Origin of the sequence: Nocardioides sp. NPDC057767, from assembly GCF_042798275.1 — a bacterium.
Classification (GTDB): domain Bacteria; phylum Actinomycetota; class Actinomycetes; order Propionibacteriales; family Nocardioidaceae; genus Nocardioides.
Genome location: NZ_JBHVKJ010000004.1, coordinates 160787 through 183364, shown reverse-complemented (window position 1 = coordinate 183364; position 22578 = coordinate 160787). Strand labels below are relative to the sequence as shown.

The following is a 22578-nucleotide window of genomic DNA, read 5'->3' as shown; positions in this document are numbered from 1 at the left end:
TCGTCAGCGGCTCGGGTCGTTGAGGGAGAGGATCTGGCGGCGCTCGTCGTCGGTGAGGTCGGAGGCGGCGAGGATCTTCTGGAGGACGTCGGACTTGCGGGCGAGGTAGTTGTCGATGTCCATGTCCGGGTCGGCGGCCAGGGACAGCTTCACCGCGGCGTACTCGTCACGGAGGTCGTCGCGGCGACGCAGGATGTCGCGGACGGCGAGGTGGTTGCGTACGTTCATGGTGCCGGCGGCGCAGACGTAGACGTGGCGTCGCGGATCGTCGTCGGGAGCATGGAACGCCTCCCGCCCGGCGACGCCGAGGTCGCCGCGGTGGCGGTAGCCGATGCGTACGAGCGCCGCGACCGCCGCGGGCACGTCCTGCGGCGCGACGATCACGTCGATGTCGAGGATGGGCTTGGCCGCCAGTCCCGGGACCGAGGTCGACCCGACGTGCTCGACGCTCGCCTCCGGTCCGTCGGCGAGGGCCTTCCGCAAGATCTCGGCGACCTCCTCAAACCGGATCGGCCAACTCTGGTCGTACGCCGTCACCTCGATACCCACGGGCGAGAGTCTGACAGGTCCGGCTCAGGCGCGACCAGCAGAGGCCCGGGTCCGTGCGGGCAGGGGGGCGACCCGGCCGGCGACGGTGTCGGAGAGTGCGAGCACCAGGGCGGCCGGGGCGGAGGCGGCGATCAGCGCTGCGGCGACGGCCCATGGCCGGCCCGACAGGTCGAACAACAGCCACGCGAGCCAGGTGGCGCCGCCCGCGAGAGCGATCAGGACGGCAGCGCCGGCGAGGAGGCCTCTGACGCCACCCAGGACCCGGGCGGCGATCGCGGCGGGCGCTCCGATCGCGACACAGACGACGCCGGCGAGCGCCCCGAGCAGCACCAGCACCGGACCGGCCAGCGGGCCACCGAGCCCGAGGTCGCCGACCGCGGAGGCGACCAAGAGGCCGGCGTAGGCCAACGCGGCGAGCAGCGGATAGGCGAGAGCCACGAGCGCCATGGTGAGCGCGAACGACGTGGTGCGGATGACCGCCGCAGGAAGGCTCATGGCGGTCAGACCCGCCCGCGGACCATGCCGATGAGGCGGTCCAGGACCTCGTCGGGGGCGACCTGGACACCGTTGTGGAGGTGGGCGTTGGTGATCCACGGGCGGAGGGTGGGGACCAGCTCGGCGGTGGCGAGGGAATGCTCTCGCAGGACGTAGGGGTCGTCGTAGTAGACCGCGGCGGCGCACGGGACGTCGACGGCGGCGAGCGTGCTGGGGTCGTAGAGGCTGGGCCACTCCCGCTCGGCGAGGAGGTCCGCCGTCTCGGCGAAGGGCGCCAGGAGCGGGTCCTCGGTGAGATGCCACGGGAAGAGGTGCTCGGCGGTGAACAGCGTCGGGTCCTCCTCGTACGCCGCGGGCTGAACCCGCGCAGAGGCCCAGCGGGTCGCCTGGCCGTCGGCGTAGCACGCCTCGTGAACGAGTACGTAGAGCGGCGAGTGTCCGCTGAACGGCAGCAGCGAGGCGACCTCGTGCCCGAAGCCCAGGCCCGCCGGGTCGCGCTCGAGGAGGTAGTGGATCTGCTCGGAGCCGCCCGTCATCCCGAGCAGGCTGCCGATGGAGCGCGCCTGGCGGGACGAGAGCGGGCCGCCGTGCGGGAGCCGGATCTCGCCGGCGTCACAGCGCTCGACCAGCGCCCGCATCCGGTCGCGGTCGCCCGGGAAGCGGGCGTAGTGGCGCTCGGTCAGCTCGATCGTGCGGGCGAAGGTCGCGGCGTAGACCTCGTCGACGGGCAGGCCGACCGGCGGCACTCCCCCGGTGAACAGCACCTCGCGCAGCGACTCGGGGTGGGTCGAGAGGTAGCGCAGCGAGCAGAAGCCACCGAACGACTGACCCAGGAGCGACCATCGCGAGATGCCCAGGTGGCGCCGGAGGAGCTCGGCGTCCTCGACGATCGAGTCGGCGCGGAAGTGGGCGAGGTGGTCAGCCTGCGACTGCGGGCTCATCCCGGTCATCGCGGTGAGCGGGGTCGAACGCCCGGTCCCCCGCTGGTCGAGGAGGATCACCCGGTAGTCCTGGAGCGCCCGCTCCAGCCACCCCGGCGCCATCGGGAGGTCGATCGGCCGTGGGCTCTCCCCACCCGGGCCACCCTGGAGGAAGAGCAGCGCGTCGCGGTCGTCGCGGTCGCCCGGTCTGCGCACCTCGCGGGCGAAGAGGGCCAGCGTCTCGGACCCGCCACCGAGATGGTCCAGGGGCACCTCGATCTCGTGCTCGATCAGGACCAGTCCGGGGATCGTCTCGATGTGCACGCGCCGATCCTAGACAACGCGCCGTGAGACCCGACGCGGGCACTGGTCTCGACAAGCTCGACCACCGGATCTAACCTGAACACCGTTCAACTGAACGACGTTCAGGTAGCCATCCCGAGGAGACGCCCGCATGACGACAGCCTTCGACCAGCTAGCCGACCGGATCCTGTCCGGCGGGGCCGCGACCGCCGACGACGCACTCGCGGTGCTGCGTACGTCCGACACGGAGCTGATGAGCGTCGTCGCCGCGGCCGGACGGCTGCGTCGCGAGCACTTCGGCAACACCGTGAAGGTGAACTACCTGGTCAACCTCAAGTCGGGGCTGTGTCCGGAGAACTGCAACTACTGCAGCCAGGCGCTCGGGTCGCAGGCGCCGGTGCTGAAGTACTCCTGGCTGTCCAAGGACGAGACCCTCGAGCAGGCCGGCGCCGGGCTGCGCGGAGGTGCCACCCGGGTCTGCATGGTCTCCTCGGGCCGCGGACCCTCGGACCGCGACATCGACAAGGTCGTCGAGATGACCTCGGCGCTGAAGGATGCCCACGAGGGCGTCGAGGTGTGCGCCTGCCTCGGGCTGCTCAAGGGCGGGCAGGCCGAGCGCCTCAAGGCGGCGGGGGTGGATGCGTACAACCACAACATCAACACCGCCGAGTCCAACCACGACAACATCGTGCAGACCCACACCTACGAGGATCGCGTCGACACCATCGGCAAGGCCAAGGACGCCGGCCTCTCGCCGTGCTCCGGCCTGATCGCGGGTCTGGGCGAGACCGACGAGCAGCTCGTCGAGGCGCTCTTCGCGCTCAAGGAGCTCGACGCCGACTCGATCCCGGTGAACTTCCTGATGCCGTTCGACGGGACGCCGTACGAGAACACCTGGGAGCTCTCCCCCACCCGCTGCGTGAAGATCCTGGCGATGGCGCGGTTCGTCTGCCCGGACAAGGAGATCCGGATCGCCGGCGGCCGCGAGATGCACCTGCGCTCGCTGCAGGCCACCGCACTGCAGGTCGCCAACTCGATCTTCCTCGGCGACTACCTGACCTCCGAGGGCCAGGACGCACTCGCCGACCTGGAGATGCTGCGCGACAACGGCTTCATCATCCTCGGCATGGACGAGACCGCCTTCGGCGAGCTGATCGAGGAGCACCGCGCCAGGGCGGCCGGTCGGGTGGTGACCGGTGGCTGCGGCAGCAGCTGCGGCGACGGCTGCGGCACCGCGTGCGGCGGCCACGACGAGCAGGACAGCCCGGTGATCCGGCGGCGTGGAGCGGGAACCGATGTCGCTGCCAACGCTTGATCGGGGCCTCGGGAGCTCGTCCGACCTGCTCGCGTTCGACCGTGAGCACCTCTGGCACCCCTACACCTCGATGACCGACCCGGCGCCGGTGCGGCTCGTCACCGGCGCCGAGGGCGTACGCCTCCACCTCTCCGACCACGACGGCAAGCGCCTCGAGGTCGTCGACGCGATGTCGTCGTGGTGGTCGGCGATCCACGGCTACCGGGTGCCCGAGCTGGACGCCGCGCTCACCGAGCAGGCCGGCCGGATGGCGCACGTGATGTTCGGCGGCCTGACCCACGCTCCCGCGATCGACCTCGCCCAGCGGCTCGTGGAGATCACCCCCGAGCCGCTGCAGCACGTCTTCCTGGCCGACTCCGGGTCGGTGAGCGTCGAGGTCGCGATCAAGATGGCGCTGCAGTCCCAGCGCGGCCGCGGGCGGCCGGAGCGTACCCGGCTGCTGACCGTGCGCGGCGGCTACCACGGCGACACCTTCGGCTGCATGAGCACGTGCGACCCGGTCGGCGGGATGCACTCGATGTTCACCGAGATGCTCGCTCCGCAGGTCTTCGCCGAGCGGCCGCCGGCGCCGGGTGGCGACGTGGAGGCATGGGCTGAGGGCGTACGTCGCCTGGCGGCCGACCACGCCGACGAGCTGGCCGGGATCATCCTCGAGCCACGCCTCCAGGGCGCCGGCGGGATGTGGGTCTACGACGACCGCTGCCTGGTCGTGCTCCGCGAGATCGCCGACGAGCACGGGCTGGTGCTGATCTTCGACGAGATCGCCACCGGGTTCGGCCGCACCGGGGATCTGTTCGTGTCCTCGCAGGTCACGCCTGACATCCTCTGCCTCGGTAAGGCGCTCACCGGGGGTTACATGACCCTGGCGGCCGTTCTCACCACCTCCGAGGTCGCGCACGCGATCTCGCACAGCGAGTCCGGCGTGCTGATGCACGGGCCGACGTTCATGGGCAACCCCCTCGCCTGCGCGGTGGCGCTGGCCTCGCTCGACCTGCTGACGGCACGGGGCTGGCAGCAGGACGTGGACCGGGTCTCCGGCGCACTCTCGACCGGCCTCTCCCCGCTCTCCGAGCTGCCGGGTGTGAGCGACGTCCGCGTCCTCGGCGCCGTCGGCGTGGTCCAGCTCGACCATCCCGTCGATGTCGCGAAGGCGACCGACGCCGCGCTGCGCGAAGGGGTCTGGGTCCGGCCGTTCCGCGACCTGATCTACACGATGCCGCCCTACGTCACCGGTGCGGCCGACCTCGCCCGGATCTGCCGAGCCGTCGCAGCGGCCGCGGAGGTGGCCTGAGATGGGCTGGCAGACCTGGCTGGACGAGGCGGCCGCCGCTCGGGCGGGGGCCGGGCTGACCCGGCGGCTGCGGCCGCGCGGCCCTCATGACGACGTCGTCGACCTGGCCGGAAACGACTACCTGGGACTCTCCCGCCACCCCGAGGTGCGGCGTGCCGCGGCCGACGCGGCGATGCTCTGGGGCGGTGGCGCGGGTGCTTCCCGGCTGGTCACGGGCACCTTGACGCTGCACGGCGAGCTGGAGGACGAGCTCGCCGACTGGCTCGGGCAGCCGGGCGCGCTGACCTTCTCGACCGGCTACCACGCCAATCTCTCGGTCGTCGGCGCCCTGGCCGACCGGACCGCCCACGTCATCTCCGACGCACACATCCACGCCTCGCTGATCGACGCGGTCAGGCTCTCCCGGGCCCAGCTCACGGTCGTCCCGCACAACAACGTGGCCGCGGTGCAGGCGGCGCTGGCCGCCCGACCCGGCGTCCGCAGCCTCGTGCTCGCCGAGTCGGTCTACTCGGTGCTCGGCGACGAGGCACCGCTGGCCGAGCTCGCCGACGTGTGTGCGGCGTACGATGCGCTGCTGGTCGTCGACGAGGCCCACGGGGTCGGCGTGCACGGGCCCGGCCTGGTGCACCGCCACGGCCTCGCCGGTCGTCCCGAGGTGCTGGTCACCGCGACGCTCTCCAAGAGCCTGGGCAGCCAGGGCGGGGCGGTGCTGGGGCCACGAGCGGTCCTCGACCACCTGATCAACACCGCCCGGCCGTTCATCTTCGACACCGGCCTGGCTCCCGCCTCCGCGGCTGCTGCGCTGGCCGCTACGCGGGTCGCCAGGTCGCGCCCCGACCTGGCCGACACCATCCACGCCCGCGTCGCCGGGCTGGCGGCGACGCTCGGCGTGCCGGTGCCCGCTGGTGCGGTGCTGTCGGTGCCGATGCCATCGCCCGAGGCCGCGGTCGCCGCACAGGTGGACCTGCTCACCGAGGGCGTACGCGTCGGCTGCTTCCGTCCGCCGTCGGTCCCCGACGGGGTCTCCCGGCTGCGGGTCACCGCGGGAGCGGGTGTCACCGGCGAGGACTGGGACCGGGCCGTCAAGGCCATCGACACGGTGGTGGGTGAGGCGCGATGAACGAGTCGAGCGGACGGGTCGTGATCGTCACCGGCACCAACACCGGCGTGGGCAAGACGGTCGCGACCGCCACCCTGGCCTCCCGAGCGCGCACGAACGGCGAGAAGGTCACGGTGGTCAAGCCGGTCCAGACCGGCACCGACGACGGCGACTGCGACGCCGCCGAGGTCCGCCGGCTGACCGGGATCGAGGTCCACGAGCTGACCCGGCTCGGGGAGCCGCTTGCGCCGGACACCGCGGCCCGGAGGGCCGGGGTCGAGATCCCGCCGGTCGCTGCGTACGCTCCGACGATCGCGGGCCTGACCAGGGATAACGATCTCGTCCTCGTCGAGGGCGCGGGCGGTCTGCTGGTGCGCCTCGACACCGACGGCGGCACCCTCCTGGATCTGGCCGATGCACTCCTCGGTGAGGGTGTGGCCACCTCGTTCGTGGTCGTCACCGCGGCCGGCCTGGGCACCCTCAACCACACCGAGCTGACCGTGGCCGCGATGCGCGCCCGCGGGCACGAGCCCGACGGGCTGATCATCGGCTCCTGGCCGGGCGAGCCGGGGCTGGCCGAACGGTGCAACCGCATCGACCTGCCCCGGGTGACCGGCGTGCCCCTGCTGTTCGGCATCCCGGAAGGAATTGACAACCATTCTCAACTAAGCTGAGAATGGTTCTCATGGCCCCCACTACCCGCTCCGCCGGCCTGCTTGCTGCCGGCGCACTCCTGCTCACCTCCGGCTGTGCCGCCCTCTCCGACGACTCCGGTTCCTCCGGGTCAGGCTCGGGGAAGGTCCAGGTCGCGGCCGCGTTCTATCCGCTGGAGTTCGTCGCGGAGCGGGTGGGGGGTGACCTCACCGAGGTCAGCGGCCTCACCAAGCCCGGCGTCGAGCCCCACGACCTCGAGCTCAGCATCAACCAGACCGCGGCGCTGCAGAGTGCCGACGTGATCCTCACCGAGCACGGCTTCCAGCCCGCCGTCGACGACGCGATCGAGCAGGACGTCAAGGGCGCCGTGGTCGACGTCGAGAAGACCGTCGAGCTCCGCCCCGCCGAGGAGAGCGCGGATGCTCACGCAGAGGAGGGCGCGGATGCTCACGCAGAGGAGGGCGAGGACGCCCACGCAGAGGAGGGCGAGGACGCCCACGCGGAAGAGGGCGAGGACGCCCACGCGGAAGAGGCCGAGGACGCCCACGCCCACGGCGAGCTCGACCCCCACTTCTGGCACGACCCGGCGCTCATGGCCGACTACGCCGAGGCCGTCAGCGCCGCACTGGCGAAGGCCGACCCCGACAACGCCGAGACCTACGCGGCCAACGCGAAGGACCTGACCGCAGACCTGACCGCGGTCGACGAGGAGTTCAAGACCGGCCTGGCCCAGTGCAAGATGAAGGAGGTCGTGGTCTCCCACGACGCCTTCGGCTACCTGGACAAGTACGGTCTGGACTTCGAGCCGATCGCCGGCCTGACCCCCGACGCCGAGCCCAACCCGGCCCAGCTCGCCGAGATCGGCGAGCACGCCAAGGAGCACGGCGTGACCACGATCTTCTCCGAGCGCCTGGTCAGCACCGCGCTGGCCGACACCCTTGCCGACGACCTCGGTCTGAAGAGCGCCGTGCTCGACCCGATCGAGGGTCTCTCGGCAGACACCGAGGGAGAGGACTACCTTTCCCTCATGCGCCAGAATCTCGACGCCCTGAAGGCGGCCAACGGTTGTCAGTGACCAAGTCCGGGACCGGCTCAGGAAACAGCACAGTCCCCGCCGATGTCCCCGTGCAGCTCCTGCGCGGGGATGTCGCGCTGTCCGGACGCCCCGTCCTGCGCGAGGTGGACCTGACCGTCAAGCGCGGTGAGTTCGTCGCGCTGATGGGGGCCAACGGCTCCGGCAAGTCCACGCTCGTACGCACCCTGGTCGGTCTCAACCCGCTCTCGGCCGGTCGCCTGGAGCTGTTCGGCCGCGCCCTGGCCGGCTTCCACGACTGGTCACGGGTCGGCTACGTGCCGCAGCGGAGCACGGCCACCGGCGGCGTACCCGCCTCGGTCTGGGAGGTCGTCGCCTCCGGCCGGCTCACCCACCGCAAGCTGCTGCGGCCGTTGCGCAGCGCCGACCGGGCCGCGATCCGGGCCGCCCTCGAGGTGGTCGGGATGGACGCGTACGCCCAACGCGGGGTCGCCCAGCTCTCCGGCGGCCAGCACCAGCGGGTGCTGATCGCGCGGGCTCTCGCCGGCCGCCCCGAGCTGCTGCTGCTCGACGAGCCCACCGCCGGGGTCGACCTGCCCAACCAGCACGCCCTGGCCGAGGCGCTCGGCCGGCTCAAGGCCGACGGCGCCACGATCGTGCTGGTCGCCCACGAGCTCGGGCCGCTGGCCCCGCTGGTCGACCGCGCCGTCGTCATGCGTGACGGACGCAAGGCCTACGACGGCCCTCCCCTCTCCGACGCCGACGTCCACGCCCAGGGGTTCGACGCCGGGCACGTCCACTGCGACGACGCGTCGGCCACCAAGCCCAATCCCGCCGTCCCGACCCCGCTGAAGGAGCTCTAGGCCATGACTCTCCTCGAGCTCTTCTCGGTGCCGTTCATGCAGCGGGCGCTGATCGCGGCGTTCCTGGTCGGGATCGCGGCTCCCGCGGTCGGCACCTACATCGTGCAGCGACGCCTCGCGCTGATGGGTGACGGCATCGGTCACGTCGCGGTCACCGGCGTCGCGATCGGCCTGTGGACCCAGACCTCGCCGACCTGGACCGCGGTGGTCGTCGCGATCGCCGGGGCCGTGACCATCGAGGTCGTACGCGAGCGCGGCCACGCAGAAGGTGACGTCGCCCTGGCGATGCTCTTCTACGGCGGGCTCGCCGGCGGCGTCTTCGTCACCGGGCTGGCCGGCACCGGCGCCTCCCGGCTCCAGGAGTTCCTCTTCGGCTCGATCCTAACGATCTCGGTCGACGACCTGCTGGTGACGATGGCGCTCGCGGTCGTCCTGATCGTGATCTGCGTCGGCCTCTCGCCGCAGCTGTTCGCGGTCTCCCAGGACGCCGACTACGCCAAGGTCGCCGGGCTTCCGGTGCGGCTCTACTCGATCCTGGTCGCCGTGCTCGCCGCCCTGAGCGTGGTGATCGCGATGCGCACCGTCGGCCTGCTCCTCGTCTCCGCGCTCATGGTCGTGCCGGTCGCGATCGTGCAGCAGCTGAGCCGGTCGTTCCGGATGACGCTGCTCGGTGCGATGGGCGCCGGGCTGGCCGCCTCGGTCGGCGGCCTGGTGCTGGCAGCCGCGCTCTCGCGCACCGGCGCCAACGTCCAGCCCGGTCCCAGCATCGTGCTGGTCGCGCTGGCCGGGTTCTTCCTGGTCTGGCCGGTCGGCGCCTGGCTGCGCCGCCGCCGGGCGCTGGTGGCCCCGTTCCCGGAGACCTCACCGGTGGAGAAGCCGGTCGACGAGGCGCACCCGCACCATCACGGCGAGAAGTGTGGCCACGTCGCGGTCGAGCACGGCGACCATGTCGACTACATCCACGACGGGCACCGGCACGCGGCGCACGTCGGCGCGGAGGGAGAGCACTATGACGAACACTGACCCTGTGGCGACTGATCCCCCCAGCACCTTGCGCCCCACCAAGCAGCGGCTCGCTGTGGCCGAGGCCCTGGAGACGTACGACGGCTTCCACTCCGCCCAGGAGATCCACTCCCGCCTCGACGGCGCCGTCGGCCTCGCCACCGTCTACCGCACCCTGACCGCGCTGGCCGAGGCCGGCGCGGTCGACGCGATGCGCTCCGAGGACGGCGAGACCATCTATCGCCGCTGCTCCGACACCCACCACCATCACCTGGTCTGCCGCGGCTGCGGCCGCACCGTCGAGGTCGAGGGTCCCGCCGTCGAGCGCTGGACCAAGACCATGGCCGAGGAGAACGGCTTCACCGAGGTCTCCCACACCCTGGAGATCTTCGGCACCTGCACCGACTGCCGCTAGACCGCCGAAGCGTCAGGCACGTCGGCCGAGGCGTCACCTAGGTCGGCCGAAGCGTCACAGCGGTGCCAGCTCGGCCGACGGGAGGGACGTCTCGGCTAGACCGGGTTGGGGAGGGCGCCGCCGTAGCGGCGGTCCCTGGAGGCGTACGTCTCGATGGCATGCCACAGGTGGCGCCGGTCGACGTCGGGCCAGAGCACGTCGGTGAAGACGAACTCGGAGTAGGCGGCCTGCCAGAGCATGTAGTTGGACAGCCGCTGCTCGCCGGAGGTGCGCCAGATGAGGTCGGCGTCGGGGAGCTCGGGGACGTAGAGGTACTTCTCGATCGTCTTCTCGGTGATCTTGTCCGCGCGCAGGCGGCCGGCGGCGACGTCCTCCCCCATCCGGCGCATCGCGTCGGTGAGCTCGGCGCGGCCGCCGTAGTTGACGCACATCGTCAGGGTGCACACCGTGTTGTGGCGCGTCATCTCCTCGGCGATCTTGAGCTCGTTGATGACCGACTTCCACAGCCGCGGGGCACGGCCGGCCCAGCGGACCCGGACGCCGAGCTCGTTCATCTCGTCGCGGCGGCGGCGGATGACGTCGCGGTTGAAGCCCATCAGGAACTTCACCTCGTCGGGCGAGCGCGACCAGTTCTCGGTGGAGAACGCGTAGGCCGAGATGGCCTTCACGCCGATCTCGATGGCCCCCTCGACGACGTCGAAGAGCGAGGACTCACCCTCTTCGTGGCCCCTGGTCCGGGGGAGGCCACGCTCCTTGGCCCATCGGCCGTTGCCGTCCATGATGATCGCCACGTGGTTGGGGACCAGGTCGCGCGGGACCGGGGGCGGGGTAGCCCCGGACGGGTGGGGTGTTGGGGTACGGACCGGCTTGCTCACGAGGTGCAACCCTAGTCGGGCGATAGCCAGGAGGCGGCTGCGGCCCGGGCTGAGGCGGCCCGGGCTGGGGCGGCCTGGGCGGGACCATCGGGCGCCGGGGCACGTCGTACTCCATCTCCGCGGGGTCCCCGGCGGGGCCGGGGACCGTCAGCGCGCCGATGATCGTGGTGATCGGCATGGCGAGCACCACCCCGATGCCCGCGGCCATCGTGGAGACGATCTCACCGGCCATCTGCTCGGTGGTCAGCAGCGAGAGGAACGTGCGGTCGTAGAGCTGGATCACCAGCAGCAGGGTCAGTGCGCTGCCGACGTAGGCGAACACGATCGTGTAGATCGTCGAGGCGACGTGGTCGCGGCCGATCCGCATCGCGCCTCGGAAGATGTCCCACCTCGAGGTCGTCGGCCCGGCGGCGCGCAGCTCCCACACCGCGGACGCCTGGGTGATGGTGACGTCGTTGAGCGCACCCAGGCCGGCGATGATCACCGCGGCCACCAGGAGGCTCTGCAGGTCGAGCGCGGCGTCGAGCGAGGAGAGCGTCTGACCGCTCTCCGAGCCCAGGCCGCTGAGCCGGCTCCCACCGATCGCGAGGGTGCCGATCACCGCGGTCACCGTGACCCCGGCCAGCGTGCCGGCGAGCGCCACCGACGTACGCACCGAGAGCCCGTGGGTGGTGTAGAGCACGACGTAGAGGATCAGCACCGAGGCGACCAGCGCGACCCAGGCCGCGGGCTCGCCGGAGAGCAGCGCGGGCAGCAGGAACAGCCACACCACCGCCCCCGCGAAGCCCAGGCCCAGGACCGCCATCAGCCCGCGCAGCCGCGCGACGGCGACGACACAGACCACGAAGAGACCGACCAGCAGGAGCAGCGGCGGTCCGCGCTCGACGTCGAAGAAGGCGTACGTCGCCTCCCCCTCCTTCTCCGTGCGCGAGAGCTCCACCTCGTCACCGGCCTCCAGCCCGGAGCGGGCCATCGGGGTCGAGATCTCGACCCCCACCTCGGCACCGATGTCGGGTCCGCTGGTGAGCTTCACGGAGGCCTTGTTGCAGCCCTCAGGCGTGCCCTCGGTGCTGCACGGCTCGGCGACCGAGGTCACCTCGGCGGTCTCGAAGACGACACCGTCGGCGACGAACTCCTGGGATCCCTGGAGCTTCTCGACCGCGGCCCGGTCGGGCCACCAGACGGCCACGCCCACGAGGGTGATCACGGCGACGAGCGCCAGCGAGACGGTCAGCACCATCCGCGGCAGCGCCTCGACCTCCACCTCGGCGGCGTGCCCGCCGTGGGAGTGGCCGTGGGAGTGGGCCATCGTTTCCTCAGCTCTCGACGTATTCGAGCGAGCGCAGGTTGCGGTCCAGATGCCAGGAGAGGTACGCAGCGACCAGCCCGCTCGCCTGCCTGCTGGTCCGGTCCTCGGCGCGGCCGACGGTATCCCAGTCACCTGAGAGCAGCGCGCCGAGGTGGGTGAGCGTCTCCGGCGAGGGCGTCGCCGAGCCCGGCACCCGGCAGGTCGTGCACAGCGCGCCACCCATGGAGACGTTGAACCACCGGTGCGGACCTTCCAGCCCGCAGCGCGCGCACGCCTCGAAGCTCGGCGCGTAGCCGGCCACGGCCAGGGAGCGAAGCAGGTAGGAGTCGAGCACGTGCCGGGGCAGCCGGTCGCCCTGGGCGAGCACCCGCAGCCCGCCGACGAGCAGCAGGTACTGCTGCGGCGCCGGCTCGCGCTCCTCGTGGACCAGCCGGTCGGCGGTCTCGAGCATCGCGGTGCCGGCGGTGTAGCGGTCGTAGTCGAGCCCGATCCCGGCGTGGAACAGGGTCAGCGTCTCGGCCTGGGTGACCGTGTCGAGGTTGCGTCCCTCGGCGAACTGCAGATCGACGTGGGTGAACGGCTCCAGCCGCGAACCCCACCGCGAGGTGGTGCGCCGCACGCCCTTCGCCACCGCGCGCACCCGTCCGTGATGGCGGGTGAGCATGGTGATGATCCGATCGGCCTCACCCAGCTTGTGGGTGCGAAGCACGATGGCCTCGTCGCGGTAGAGGGGCACGGCACCATTCTGCCGCGCCGCACCGACAACCGTGGCAGCGACAGACCCACATCATGTCAACGACGCGTGTGGCTGACCGGCTTCGGTGAACACGTCTCCTATCGTGCCCACCATGAGCACCACAGGCATCGACCGCCGCCACGACGACCGCCAGCCGGGTGCCGTGCGGACGCCGCCGGTCACGGTGGTCGACTGGCTGATGCTGGCGCTCGCGATCGTCTCGGTCGCCCTGCTGGTCTGGATCACCTTCTGGGACGTACCGCAGGTCTGGGAACGCCGGGTGATCGTCGCCGACTACGTGATCTGCGGGATCTTCTTCGTCGAGTTCTGCGTCCGCTGGGCCAGGTCCGGTCTCGGCTGGAAGTTCCTGGCGCTCTACTGGTACGAGATCCTCGGCATGATCCCGCTCTCGGACCCGGCCTTCCGCGCCTTCCGGCTGCTCCGGGTGGTGGTCATCTTCCTCCGGCTGATGCGTGCGGCCGACCGTGCCTTCGGCGACCGGGTCTCGGCGTACGTGGTGGGGAGGTTCTCCGGGGCGATCGTCGACGCGATCCGCAAGCCGATCACGGTCGCGGTGCTCGACGAGGTGATCGCGGTGATCCAGACCGGCAACTACACCCGGCACATCTCCAGCGCGATCGAGGAGAACCGGGCCGAGATCGACACGCTCATCATCGACCTGATCCGCCAGGACCAGGCGACCGGGAAGCTGCGGTACCTCCCGTTCCACGACGACGTCGTCCGTCTCGTGGCCGACACGGTGCTGCGCCTGGTCGACGAGGGCCTGGCCGACCCGCGGGTCCACGAGATCATCTCCGACGCCATCCGCGAGTCCGCCAAGGAGCTGCGGGAGAACATCGGCTCGGACCGGCACGCCGCGGTCAAGCTCGACCAGGAGCGGTTCGGGAAGTAGGTCTCGATTTCTTTGCGAAACGACCCGAAGTAGGTGTCACCGCAGCCCCTCCCAGCCGATCCAGGGCATGATTCGGGCATGACTGACGGGCACGGCTCTCAGGGACGGGAGCGATGAGCGCGACCTTCCCGACCCACCTCGGGCGGCTGCAGCAGGTCCGCCACATCGGCGCCGGGGCGTTCGCCTCAGTCTGGCTCTACTACGACCCCGATCTCGACTCCCACGTCGCGGTCAAGGCGCTCTCCCCCGGCTGGGTGTCGAACCCCGAGATCCACCAGCGGTTCCTCCAGGAGGCCCGGCTGCTCCGCTCGGTCGACTCACCCCATGTCGTACGTGTCTACGACATCGGCCAGACGTCGACCGGCATCCCCTTCTTCGTGATGTCGTACGCCGACGGCGGCTCGGTCGCCGACCTCCTCAAGGGCTCTCCGGCCGGCCTGGAGGTGCGCGAGGTCGCCGACATCGTCTCGCAGGCGGCCGACGGCCTGATGGCCCTGAAGGCTCGCGGCGTCATCCACCGCGACATCAAGCCCGCCAACCTCTTGCTCACCTCCGAGACCTCCGGCGGCACCGCCGGGGCTCGCCGGGTGATGATCGCCGACCTCGGCGTCGCCCGCTCGCTCGACTCGCTCAACGAGGTCACCCGCGACATCGGCACCCCGTCCTACATGGCGCCCGAGCAGCTCGACCCCGACCTGCCGATCGACCACCGGGCCGACGTGCGCGCCCTCGGGGCGGTCGCCTGGGCCCTGCTCGCCGGCCGCTCCCCCGCCCCCGCGCTCGGCCTCACCTCCCGGGTGCCGGAGGCAGGAAGCGTACGTCCCCTCCCGGCGCCGATCAGCCAGGCCATCGCCCGGGCGCTGGAGCCGCGGGCCGAGGACCGCTGGCCCGATGCCCGCTCCTTCGGCGACGCCCTTCGCGCCGCTGCGCAGGGCACCCGTACGCCGCAGGCTCATCGGGCACCCCAGCCTCCGCCGCCCAGCTCTCCGTGGCAGAAGTCGGCGGCGCACGTGCCGCCCGTCGGCCCACCCAGCGGTCCGCCACCCACCGGATCACCGTTCGACCAGCCGACCACCGTTCCGACGAGCCTCGGATCCCAGCAACGGCCGAAGAGGCGTAAGGGTCTGCTCGTCGCCGGCGCGATCGCCGCGGTGGTGGTCATCGGCCTGATCGGCGGCCTCATCTATCTCGTGAGCACCGGCGGCAGCGACATCCCCGAGGCCGGCGAGTGCCGTGACCTGGACTTCGACGAGGGCAACACGTTCGTCGACGAGACCGCTCCGGTCGACTGCGCCGACCCGCACACCCTCTACACCTTCCACGTCGCCACCGACGTCAAGGACTACAACGACAACAAGGCCGCCGGCGCCGCCTGCTACAGCCGCATCGAGACCGGTCTCGGGCTGCGCCCCGAGATGATGGCCCGCACGGCCTACCTGGTGAACTGGTACTGGCCCAAGGAGTCGACCTGGAACGACGGCGACCGCTACGTCAGGTGCGACATCGTCGTGACGGTCCTGAAGGCCCCGCTGATCGACCTGCCCGAGGACCCGATCCCGGCCCCGGCGGACCTGCGCGCATGCATCGACAGCACCGTCGACAAGATCGTCCGCTGCGGGACCACCCACGACTACGTCGTCGTCGACACCTTCGAGATGACCGGCGACAGCTACCCCGACCAGGCCGAGACCAACGTCCAGGGTCTGGCGGGCTGCCCGTCGGACGCGACCATGTTCAAGCCGCCGTTCGAGTCGGCGTGGAACTCCGGCAGCCGGATCGGCCTCTGCGCGAAGTACGACGTCGGCTCCTAGGAGATCCGTGAGAGACCGTCAGGAGATCAGCGGCGCGAGCCGCCGGACGGCCTCCCGAAGGCGATCCGGGGTCGTCGCCGCATAGCCGATCACCAGACCCGGCGGCCCCTCGCCCTGACGGTGCCGGGACAGCGGATGGACCGCGATGCCCGCCGCGAGCGCGGCCTCGGCGACCGCCGCGTCGTCGACACCGTCAGGAAGGGTCGCCAGGACGTGCAGCCCGGCCGCGACGCCCCGGACCCGAACGGTGGGCAGATGCTCGGCGAGCGCCTCGAGCAGGGCGTCGCGCCGGACCTTGTGTCGCTGCCGCACCAGCCTCAGGTGCCGCTCGAAGGCACCCGAGGTGAGCATCCGCGCCAAGGTGATCTGGGGCAGTGCCGGGCTGGCCAGGTCGAGCCAGTAGCGAGCCTCGACCAGCTCCTCGTGCATGCCGGGTGGGGCGATCAGCCAGCCGATCCGCATCGCCGGCGCGAGCGTCTTGGACACGCTGCCGAGATGGACGACCCGGTCGGGCGCGAGCACCTTCACCGCCGAGACCGGCGGCCGGTCGTAGCGGTGCTCGGCGTCGTAGTCGTCCTCGACCACCAGCCGGTCCGGCGCCGCCCGGACCCACTCGACCAGCTCCCGCCGCCGCTGCGGTGAGAGCACGACCCCGGTCGGGAACTGGTGGGCGGGCGTGGCGACGACGGAGTCGACCCCGCTGACGGCGAGCGCGGCCACGTCCAGGCCGTCGTCGTCCACCGGCACCGGCACCGTCGTCATCCCCCATCGCTGCAGGTGCACCCGGCCGCCGTAGGACCCCGGCTCCTCGAAGCCGATCCTGGTCCGGCCGCGCTCCTCCAGCCAGCGCGCCATCAGCACGAGCCCCTGGGCGACACCGTTGACCACCAAGATCTCGTCGGGCGAGACGGTGATGCCGCGCGTACGCCCCAGCCAGACCGCGAGCGCCTCCCGGAGCGCCGGCACGCCCCGCGGATCGCCATAGCCGAGCTCGGCGCTGCCGACCTCGGCGAGCACCTCCCGCGACGCCTTCGCCCAAGCGGCTCGCGGGAAGGCGGACAGGTCCGGAACTCCCGGGGAGAGGTCCAGCTCGGGAGTCGGTAGTCGCGTCGCGGCACCGAGGCGGCGTACGGCTCCGGGAACCGCGCTCACCCGCGTGCCGCCCCCGCTGCGGGCGGAGAGCAGCCCCTCGTCGGTGAGCCGCTGGTACGCCTCGACGACCACCCCGCGCGAGACGCCGAGCTGGGTGGCGAGGGTGCGCGATGCCGGCACCCGGGCGCCGACCGCGAGCCGACCGTCGGCCACCGCGTCGCGCAGGGCGCCGGTGAGCCAGGCAGCCAGCCCGCCCGGCGGCACCCCGGCCGGGTCGAGCTGGAGGAAGTCCGCTCCGGTCACTTGGTCCACTCTGCCATGTCGATCTTGGATCTGTCTGCCAGACCAAGTCGGGGCGAACCTCGTAGTCATGAGCACCGATGCCCTCCCGCGTCCAGACACCCCCGCCATCCCCGCCACTGACTCCGGCGGAGCATCGCCCCACCGTGGCGCCCTGCTCGGCATCGCGTACGCCGCGGCCGGGATGGTCTGCGTGGGCAGCAGCGTCGCGGTCTCGGCGGCGATCACCGATGCCCCGCTCTTCACCCTCCAGTCGGTCCGCTACGCCCTCGCCGCCCTGCTCCTGCTCGTGGTCGCGCGCGTCACCGGCTGGCGGGTGCCGCGCCCGCGTGGCCGCGAGTGGCTCTGGCTGGCCGGGGTGGCGACCGTGGGGCTGGTGCTCTTCAACGTCGGGGTCGTCCGGGGCGTCGCCCATGCCGAACCGGCGGTGATCGGGGTCGCCGTGGCTGCGGTCCCGATGCTGCTGGCGGTCGTCCCGGCGATCGCGACCCGCAACCTCCCCACGCGTGGGGTCATCCTCGGGGCCACCGTCGTGACGACGGGAGCCGTCCTGGTCCAGGGCTTCGGCCGGACCGATGCGGCCGGCGTCGGCTACGCGCTCCTCGTGCTCGTCTGCGAGGCGGGCTTCACGCTCCTGGCAGTGCCGGCGCTGCGGCGTCTGGGCGCCTTCGGGGTCTCGTTCCACTCGGTGTGGATGGCGGCCGCCGGCATGGCCGTCGTGGGCGTGGTGACGGAGGGACCGGCGGCGGTCACCACGCTCGACACCGTCGACCTGCTCGCGGCGCTCCACCTGGCGGTGGTCGTCACCACGCTCGCCTTCCTGCTCTGGTTCACCGCAGTCGGGCGCCTCGGTTCCGGGCGCGCCGGCCTGCTGACCGGCGTCGTGCCCGTGGCGGCGGCCGGCCTCGGCGTACCTCTCAACGGGGTCGTGCCCGGCCCGATGGTCTGGCTCGGCACGGCCGTCGTCGCACTGGGCCTGGTCATCGGCCTGCGCGGCGGCGCCGCTGCGGGTGACCCCGTAGCGGCGCCCGGCGTCAGCGCTGCGGGATCGTGACCGCCTGGGCGCGGTTGGCCGCACAGACGACGGCCCGCAGGGAGGCGGTGACGATGTTCTCGTGGATGCCGATGCCCCACACGATCTCGCCGGCGATCTCACACTCGACGTACGCAGCCGCGGCCGCGTCGCCACCGGCTGAGAGAGCGTGCTCGGCGTAGTCGAGGACCCGGATCTCGGCACCGGCCTCCTTCAGCGCGTCGACGAAGGCGGCCACCGGGCCGTTGCCGACGCCCTTGTAGGTGCGCTCCTCACCGCGCACTCTCAGGTCGACGACCTGCTCGTCGCCACCCTCGGCGTCGGTGACCGAGGACCAGCTCTCCAGGGCGTACGGCTCCTCGCGCTCGAGGTACTCAGCCGAGAAGATCGACCAGATCTCCTCGGGGCTGACCTCGCCGCCCTCGGAGTCGGTGTGCTGCTGGACCACACGCGAGAACTCGATCTGCGCGCGACGCGGCAGGTCCAGGGAGTGCTCGGTCTTGAGCAGGTAGGCGACGCCGCCCTTGCCGGACTGGCTGTTGACCCGGATGACCGCCTCGTAGGTGCGGCCGACGTCCTTGGGGTCGATGGGCAGGTAGGGCGCCTCCCACGGGATCTCGCTGGTCGGCTTGCCGGCCTCGGCGGCGATCCGGTCGAGATCCTCCAGGCCCTTCTTGATGGCGTCCTGGTGGGAGCCGGAGAAGGCGGTGTAGACCAGGTCGCCGGCGTAGGGGTGGCGCGGGTGGACGTTGATGTTGGTGACGTACTCGACGGTGCGGCGGATCTCGTCGATGCCACCGCCGACGGTGAAGTCGATCTGCGGGTCGATGCCCTGGGAGAAGAGGTTCATGCCCAGGGTGACCAGGTCGACGTTGCCGGTGCGCTCGCCGTGACCGAACAGGCAGCCCTCGACGCGGTCCGCGCCGGCCATCAGGCCCAGCTCGGTGGCCGCGACCGCGGTGCCGCGGTCGTTGTGCGGGTGCAGCGAGATCGCGGAGTGCTCGCGGCGGGTCAGGCCGCGGCCGAAGTACTCGATCTGGTCGGCGTAGGTGTTCGGGGTGGACATCTCCACCGTGGCGGGCAGGTTGAGGATGATCTCCCGGCCGGCCTCCGGCTGCCACACGTCGGAGACCCGCTCGCAGACCTCGAGCGCGTAGTCGGTGTCGGTCTGGGTGAAGATCTCCGGGCTGTACTGGTAGCCGAAGTCCTCGGTGCCGATCAGCTCGGGGACGTGCTCCTCGGCGTACTTCATCACCATCTCGGTGCCGCGCACCGCGATCCCGATGCACTCGGCCGGGGTCACGTTGAACACGACCCGACGGAACAGCTCGGCGGTGGCGTTGTAGAGGTGGATCGTGGCGCGCGGGGCGCCGGCGATCGACTCGGCGGTGCGCGCGATGAGGTCCTCGCGCGCCTGGGTCAGGACCGAAATCTGTACGTCATCGGGGATCCGGTCCTCCTCGATCAGCTTGCGCACGAAGTCGAAGTCGGTCTGGCTCGCGCTCGGGAAGCCGACCTCGATCTCCTTGTAGCCCATCGCGACCAGCAGCTCGAACATCCGCAGCTTGCGGGCCGGCGTCATCGGGTCGATCAGGGCCTGGTTGCCGTCACGCAGATCGGTGGAGAGCCAGCGCGGAGCCTTCGTGATCTTCTTGGCGGGCCAGGTGCGGTCGGGTACGTCGACGGGCACGAACGCGCGGTAGCGCTGATGCGGCATCCCCGACGGCTTCTGCTGGTTGCGGGCGTTGCTCAGGTTGGTCATGGAGTCCTCGCTGGATCGGTGGTCGAGCTTGTCGAGACCACGCTTGAGTGGACGCCGGCACGCGAAAGACCTCCGCAGCGAGGGAGTCCGGCTTCTCAGACCCCGCTGCGGCAGCTAAGGAGGAGGCTGCGCATCATGACTCGGTAACAATAACAGAACAGAACTGGCAGACTGGCACCGAACCGACGACGAAGTGGAGGAACGGGCGTGGCCCAACTGGAAGAGCTCACGGTCGAGGAGTCCTGGCGGCTCGCGACGGACACCCAGGTCTCCCGGATCGGCTGGAACGGACCACGCGGCCCGGTGGTGCTGCCCGTGAACCACGTGGTGCACGAGAAGTCGGTCTGGATCCGCACCTCGGCCCACTCCTCGATGGCCGAGCAGATCGACGAGAGTGCGGTCGCCCTGCTGGTCGACGACCTCGACCCGGACACCCACGTGGGCTGGTCGGTGCAGTTCAAGGGCCGTGCGGAGATCCTCTACCGCGAGGACCAGATCCCCGACGTCGTCAAGAACCTCCACGCCTGGCCCGCCGGATCTCGTCCGTTGTGGGTGCGACTGCACCCCAAGGAGGTCACCGGCCGCCGTCTGGCAGCCGGCTGATGCCGCGCCTGCTCGTCGTCCACCACTCCCCCACCCGGTCGCTGCAGCGGCTGACCGATGCGGTGGTCTCCGGCGCCAACGATCCTGAGATCGAGGGCGTCGAGGTCGTCGTACGTCCCGCGCTGGAGGCGACGGCCGAGGACGTCCTGGCCGCCGACGGCTACGTGCTCGGCACGAGCGCCAACTTCGGCTACATGTCGGGTGCCCTCAAGCACTTCTTCGACTCGACCTTCCTGGCCGTCGGCGGCGCGCTCGATCCGTCGGGAGCAGCCGGGGCGGCCGGGGAGTCCGCCGGAGAGACCGCGAAGCGGCCCTACGGTCTCTACGTCCACGGCCGCTACGACACCACCGGCGCGATCCGCTCGGTGCAGTCCATCGTCGGCGCGCTGGGCTGGGCCCAGTCCTTCGACATCCTCGACGTCCTCGGAGACGTCGAGGACGCGCATGTCGAGGCGGCGTACGAGCTCGGAGCGACGCTGGCCGCCGTCCTGGACTGATCTCTCCTTTCGGCCCGCTCATGGGTTCGCAAGTAGAGTCGGTCCCCGTGATCGGCCATACCCCCAGACGTACGACCTCCTTGTCCGTCGTCATCGTGGCGCTCGCCGCCCTCGCGCTCAGCGGGTGCGGCGGCGATCGAGCGGCCGCCAAGGGCGAGGACCCGAAGCAGGTTGACTCGACGGCGCTCCCCGAGGTCGGCAAGTGCCGCAACCTCACCCACGAGGACGTCGCCGAGGCCTACAACTTCGACGAGTACGTGGGCTGCGACGAGCCGCACAACGCCGAGACCTTCGGCGCCGGACCGCTCCCGGACGAGTTCAAGGACGCCGAGTACGGCGACGAGAAGGTCAACGAGTGGGCCTTCAGCCAGTGCCGCAAGCTGCTGGAGAAGTACGTCGGCACCAACCAGAGCGTGCTGATGCGCTCGATGCTCTCCCACGTCTACTTCGGCCCGTCGGAGAAGGCCTGGGACGAGGGCGCGCGCTGGATCCGCTGCGACGTGGTCGGCGGCGGCCAGCAGGGCGCCGAGTACGTCGACCTGCCGACCACCACCCGCAACCTCCTCAAGGTCAAGAACATCGAGGACATCGAGGACCGTTGGATGGTGTGCGCACAGGGCAAGTCGGTCACCTCCGCGAAGGTGCCCTGCTCCGACCCGCACCAGATGCGGGCGGTGACGACCATCAAGCTGGGCGAGGACAAGACGCCGTTCCTCGGTGTGGCGGAGTCCAAGAAGAAGGCCGCGCAGTACTGCAAGGGCTCGGTCCAGGCCTGGTTGGGTTACCCGGAAAGCTTCGACTACGGGTACACATGGTTCGGAGAGAAGGAGTGGAAGGCCGGCAACCGCTGGGCGGTCTGCTGGGCGGTGACAGAGGAGTGAGCATGCGACACAAGCTTTGGGGGGCTCTCGTCGTCGTCGGAGCCATGGCTCTGGCCGGATGTGGCGGAGGCGAGCCGGAGGCCGCGCCCTCGGCATCCTCGGCCCCTCCGTCCCCGTCGGCATCTGCTGCGCCGTCCCCCAAGGAGGGCGCCTGCTACAACCTCAGCTACGAGGAGGCGCTGGCCCCGACCGCCGGCGGCACCGCGGTGTCCTGCAAGGGCAAGCACACCACCCAGACCTACGCCGTGGGCCGGCTGAAGAACGTGGTCGACGGCCACCTGGTCGCGGTGGACTCGGAGCAGGTCGCGGCCCAGGTCGCGGAGGCGTGCCCGAACAAGGTCACCAAGTATCTCGGTGGCAACGCCGACGACCTGCGGCTCTCGATGCTGCGCCCGGTCTGGTTCACGCCGACGATCAAGGAGTCCGAGGCGGGCGCCAACTGGTTCCGCTGCGACGTCATCGGCATCGCCGGCCCGAAGGCCCTGATGACGCTCAAGGGCAACATGAAGGGCGTCCTGGGCGACTCCGACACCGCCGAGCCGTTCCGGATGTGCGGCACCGCCTCGCCGAAGTCCGACTCGTTCAAGCGCGTCCCGTGCTCCCTGAAGCACTCCTGGCGCGCGCTGTCGGTCATCGACCTCGGCTCCGGCAAGTACCCCGGCGAGTCGAAGGTCAACAGCGCCGGCGCCGAGGACTGCAAGGCCGCTGCCGCCGAGGTCGCCGACGACCCGCTCAAGTACGAGTGGTCCTGGGAGTTCCCCAGCGCCGAGCAGTGGCAGGGCGGGCAGTCGTACGGGATCTGCTGGGCGCCGAGCTGATCAACAGGC

The 22578-nt window shown here is 71.1% G+C and carries 23 protein-coding genes; 15 read left to right on the top strand and 8 right to left on the bottom strand.

Annotated features, from left to right (window positions below; translation table 11 throughout):
• Positions 1-3: 3 nt before the first annotated feature.
• Genes ACFVDI_RS04125 through ACFVDI_RS04115 form a run of 3 tightly spaced genes read right to left on the bottom strand, consistent with a single transcriptional unit; the run spans position 4 to position 2288 of the window.
• The gene (locus ACFVDI_RS04125) at positions 4-549 is read right to left on the bottom strand and encodes a GrpB family protein (RefSeq protein ID WP_378900941.1); all 546 of its coding nucleotides are present in this window, start codon (positions 547-549) and stop codon (positions 4-6) included.
• 24 nt (positions 550-573) lie between these two features.
• The gene (locus ACFVDI_RS04120; RefSeq protein ID WP_378900938.1) at positions 574-1044 is read right to left on the bottom strand and encodes a hypothetical protein; all 471 of its coding nucleotides are present in this window, start codon (positions 1042-1044) and stop codon (positions 574-576) included.
• A 5-nt stretch (positions 1045-1049) separates the two neighbouring features.
• Positions 1050-2288 carry an alpha/beta fold hydrolase gene (locus ACFVDI_RS04115; protein ID WP_378900935.1) on the bottom strand — a complete coding sequence of 413 codons (1239 nt, stop codon included), beginning with the start codon at positions 2286-2288 and terminating at the stop codon, positions 1050-1052.
• A gap of 130 nt (positions 2289-2418) precedes the next feature.
• Between ACFVDI_RS04115 and bioB the strand changes: the two genes are divergently transcribed.
• Genes bioB through ACFVDI_RS04075 form a run of 8 tightly spaced genes read left to right on the top strand, consistent with a single transcriptional unit; the run spans position 2419 to position 9939 of the window.
• Positions 2419-3582, top strand: coding sequence for a biotin synthase BioB (gene bioB, locus ACFVDI_RS04110; protein WP_378900932.1), 1164 nt, complete (start codon positions 2419-2421; stop codon positions 3580-3582).
• On the top strand, positions 3563-4873 hold the full coding sequence (locus tag ACFVDI_RS04105) for an adenosylmethionine--8-amino-7-oxononanoate transaminase (protein ID WP_378900929.1): 1311 nt from the start codon (positions 3563-3565) through the stop codon (positions 4871-4873). Before bioB ends, ACFVDI_RS04105 begins: the two co-directional genes overlap by 20 nt.
• Before the next feature lies 1 nt (position 4874).
• Positions 4875-5993: an 8-amino-7-oxononanoate synthase gene (locus ACFVDI_RS04100; RefSeq protein ID WP_378900926.1), complete on the top strand. Its 1119-nt coding sequence runs from the start codon at positions 4875-4877 to the stop codon at positions 5991-5993.
• Positions 5990-6646, top strand: a complete 657-nt coding sequence (gene bioD / locus ACFVDI_RS04095) for a dethiobiotin synthase (RefSeq protein ID WP_378900923.1) — start codon at positions 5990-5992, stop codon at positions 6644-6646. The genes ACFVDI_RS04100 and bioD overlap by 4 nt, the downstream gene beginning before the upstream one ends.
• Positions 6647-6657: 11 nt before the next feature.
• Positions 6658-7701, top strand: coding sequence for a metal ABC transporter substrate-binding protein (locus ACFVDI_RS04090; RefSeq protein ID WP_378900920.1), 1044 nt, complete (start codon positions 6658-6660; stop codon positions 7699-7701).
• Positions 7702-7751: 50 nt separating this feature from the next.
• Positions 7752-8522: a metal ABC transporter ATP-binding protein gene (locus tag ACFVDI_RS04085; protein WP_378900917.1), complete on the top strand. Its 771-nt coding sequence runs from the start codon at positions 7752-7754 to the stop codon at positions 8520-8522.
• A gap of 3 nt (positions 8523-8525) precedes the next feature.
• Positions 8526-9545, top strand: a complete 1020-nt coding sequence (locus tag ACFVDI_RS04080; protein WP_378900914.1) for a metal ABC transporter permease — start codon at positions 8526-8528, stop codon at positions 9543-9545.
• On the top strand, positions 9532-9939 hold the full coding sequence (locus ACFVDI_RS04075; protein WP_378900911.1) for a Fur family transcriptional regulator: 408 nt from the start codon (positions 9532-9534) through the stop codon (positions 9937-9939). Before ACFVDI_RS04080 ends, ACFVDI_RS04075 begins: the two co-directional genes overlap by 14 nt.
• 95 nt (positions 9940-10034) lie before the next feature.
• On the opposite strand, the gene ACFVDI_RS04070 is transcribed toward ACFVDI_RS04075, so the two are convergent.
• From ACFVDI_RS04070 to recO, 3 genes are read right to left on the bottom strand one after another with little or no spacing between them, the layout of a single operon-like run.
• Positions 10035-10745 (bottom strand): isoprenyl transferase, encoded by a 711-nt coding sequence (locus ACFVDI_RS04070; protein WP_378900968.1) that lies wholly within the window; start codon positions 10743-10745, stop codon positions 10035-10037.
• Positions 10651-12123 (bottom strand): YibE/F family protein, encoded by a 1473-nt coding sequence (locus ACFVDI_RS04065; RefSeq protein ID WP_378900908.1) that lies wholly within the window; start codon positions 12121-12123, stop codon positions 10651-10653. Before ACFVDI_RS04065 ends, ACFVDI_RS04070 begins: the two co-directional genes overlap by 95 nt.
• A gap of 7 nt (positions 12124-12130) precedes the next feature.
• A complete protein-coding gene (gene recO, locus ACFVDI_RS04060; RefSeq protein ID WP_378900905.1) occupies positions 12131-12859 on the bottom strand; it encodes a DNA repair protein RecO in 729 nt (242 codons plus the stop codon).
• 112 nt (positions 12860-12971) lie between these two features.
• On the opposite strand from recO, the gene ACFVDI_RS04055 reads away from it, so the two are divergent.
• The gene (locus ACFVDI_RS04055; protein WP_378900902.1) at positions 12972-13772 is read left to right on the top strand and encodes an ion transporter; all 801 of its coding nucleotides are present in this window, start codon (positions 12972-12974) and stop codon (positions 13770-13772) included.
• Between the two features lie 113 nt (positions 13773-13885).
• Positions 13886-15583, top strand: coding sequence for a protein kinase (locus ACFVDI_RS04050; RefSeq protein ID WP_378900899.1), 1698 nt, complete (start codon positions 13886-13888; stop codon positions 15581-15583).
• 18 nt (positions 15584-15601) lie between these two features.
• Here the strand turns inward: ACFVDI_RS04050 and ACFVDI_RS04045 are convergent, their stop codons facing one another.
• Complete coding sequence (locus tag ACFVDI_RS04045; protein WP_378900896.1) at positions 15602-16978, bottom strand: PLP-dependent aminotransferase family protein; 1377 nt, start codon at positions 16976-16978, stop codon at positions 15602-15604.
• Between the two features lie 67 nt (positions 16979-17045).
• Here ACFVDI_RS04045 and ACFVDI_RS04040 point away from each other — a divergent pair, with 67 nt between their 5' ends.
• Positions 17046-18029 (top strand): DMT family transporter, encoded by a 984-nt coding sequence (locus tag ACFVDI_RS04040; RefSeq protein ID WP_378900893.1) that lies wholly within the window; start codon positions 17046-17048, stop codon positions 18027-18029.
• Here ACFVDI_RS04040 and leuA read toward each other — a convergent pair.
• Complete coding sequence (gene leuA / locus ACFVDI_RS04035) at positions 18010-19770, bottom strand: 2-isopropylmalate synthase (protein ID WP_378900890.1); 1761 nt, start codon at positions 19768-19770, stop codon at positions 18010-18012. The genes ACFVDI_RS04040 and leuA overlap by 20 nt on opposite strands.
• 207 nt (positions 19771-19977) lie before the next feature.
• Between leuA and ACFVDI_RS04030 the strand changes: the two genes are divergently transcribed.
• From ACFVDI_RS04030 to ACFVDI_RS04015, 4 genes are read left to right on the top strand one after another with little or no spacing between them, the layout of a single operon-like run.
• The gene (locus ACFVDI_RS04030; protein WP_378900887.1) at positions 19978-20373 is read left to right on the top strand and encodes a pyridoxamine 5'-phosphate oxidase family protein; all 396 of its coding nucleotides are present in this window, start codon (positions 19978-19980) and stop codon (positions 20371-20373) included.
• A complete protein-coding gene (locus ACFVDI_RS04025) occupies positions 20373-20870 on the top strand; it encodes a flavodoxin family protein (RefSeq protein ID WP_378900884.1) in 498 nt (165 codons plus the stop codon). Before ACFVDI_RS04030 ends, ACFVDI_RS04025 begins: the two co-directional genes overlap by 1 nt.
• Before the next feature lie 47 nt (positions 20871-20917).
• Positions 20918-21751, top strand: a complete 834-nt coding sequence (locus tag ACFVDI_RS04020) for a septum formation family protein (protein WP_378900881.1) — start codon at positions 20918-20920, stop codon at positions 21749-21751.
• A gap of 2 nt (positions 21752-21753) precedes the next feature.
• Positions 21754-22569: a septum formation family protein gene (locus tag ACFVDI_RS04015; RefSeq protein WP_378900878.1), complete on the top strand. Its 816-nt coding sequence runs from the start codon at positions 21754-21756 to the stop codon at positions 22567-22569.
• Positions 22570-22578: the final 9 nt, after the last annotated feature.

Bases quoted from the DNA above. Each gene is read 5' to 3' on its own strand.
- ACFVDI_RS04105 (WP_378900929.1), top strand. From the start codon at position 3,563: ATGTCGCTGCCAACGCTTGATCGGGGCCTCGGGAGCTCGTCCGACCTG.
- ACFVDI_RS04100 (WP_378900926.1), top strand. From the start codon at position 4,875: ATGGGCTGGCAGACCTGGCTGGACGAGGCGGCCGCCGCTCGGGCGGGG.
- ACFVDI_RS04015 (WP_378900878.1), top strand. From the start codon at position 21,754: ATGCGACACAAGCTTTGGGGGGCTCTCGTCGTCGTCGGAGCCATGGCT.
- leuA (WP_378900890.1), bottom strand. From the start codon at position 19,770: ATGACCAACCTGAGCAACGCCCGCAACCAGCAGAAGCCGTCGGGGATG.
- bioB (WP_378900932.1), top strand. From the start codon at position 2,419: ATGACGACAGCCTTCGACCAGCTAGCCGACCGGATCCTGTCCGGCGGG.
- ACFVDI_RS04075 (WP_378900911.1), top strand. From the start codon at position 9,532: ATGACGAACACTGACCCTGTGGCGACTGATCCCCCCAGCACCTTGCGC.
- ACFVDI_RS04025 (WP_378900884.1), top strand. From the start codon at position 20,373: ATGCCGCGCCTGCTCGTCGTCCACCACTCCCCCACCCGGTCGCTGCAG.
- bioD (WP_378900923.1), top strand. From the start codon at position 5,990: ATGAACGAGTCGAGCGGACGGGTCGTGATCGTCACCGGCACCAACACC.
- ACFVDI_RS04080 (WP_378900914.1), top strand. From the start codon at position 8,526: ATGACTCTCCTCGAGCTCTTCTCGGTGCCGTTCATGCAGCGGGCGCTG.
- ACFVDI_RS04120 (WP_378900938.1), bottom strand. From the start codon at position 1,044: ATGAGCCTTCCTGCGGCGGTCATCCGCACCACGTCGTTCGCGCTCACC.
- ACFVDI_RS04040 (WP_378900893.1), top strand. From the start codon at position 17,046: ATGAGCACCGATGCCCTCCCGCGTCCAGACACCCCCGCCATCCCCGCC.
- ACFVDI_RS04055 (WP_378900902.1), top strand. From the start codon at position 12,972: ATGAGCACCACAGGCATCGACCGCCGCCACGACGACCGCCAGCCGGGT.
- ACFVDI_RS04050 (WP_378900899.1), top strand. From the start codon at position 13,886: ATGAGCGCGACCTTCCCGACCCACCTCGGGCGGCTGCAGCAGGTCCGC.
- ACFVDI_RS04065 (WP_378900908.1), bottom strand. From the start codon at position 12,123: ATGGCCCACTCCCACGGCCACTCCCACGGCGGGCACGCCGCCGAGGTG.
- ACFVDI_RS04090 (WP_378900920.1), top strand. From the start codon at position 6,658: ATGGCCCCCACTACCCGCTCCGCCGGCCTGCTTGCTGCCGGCGCACTC.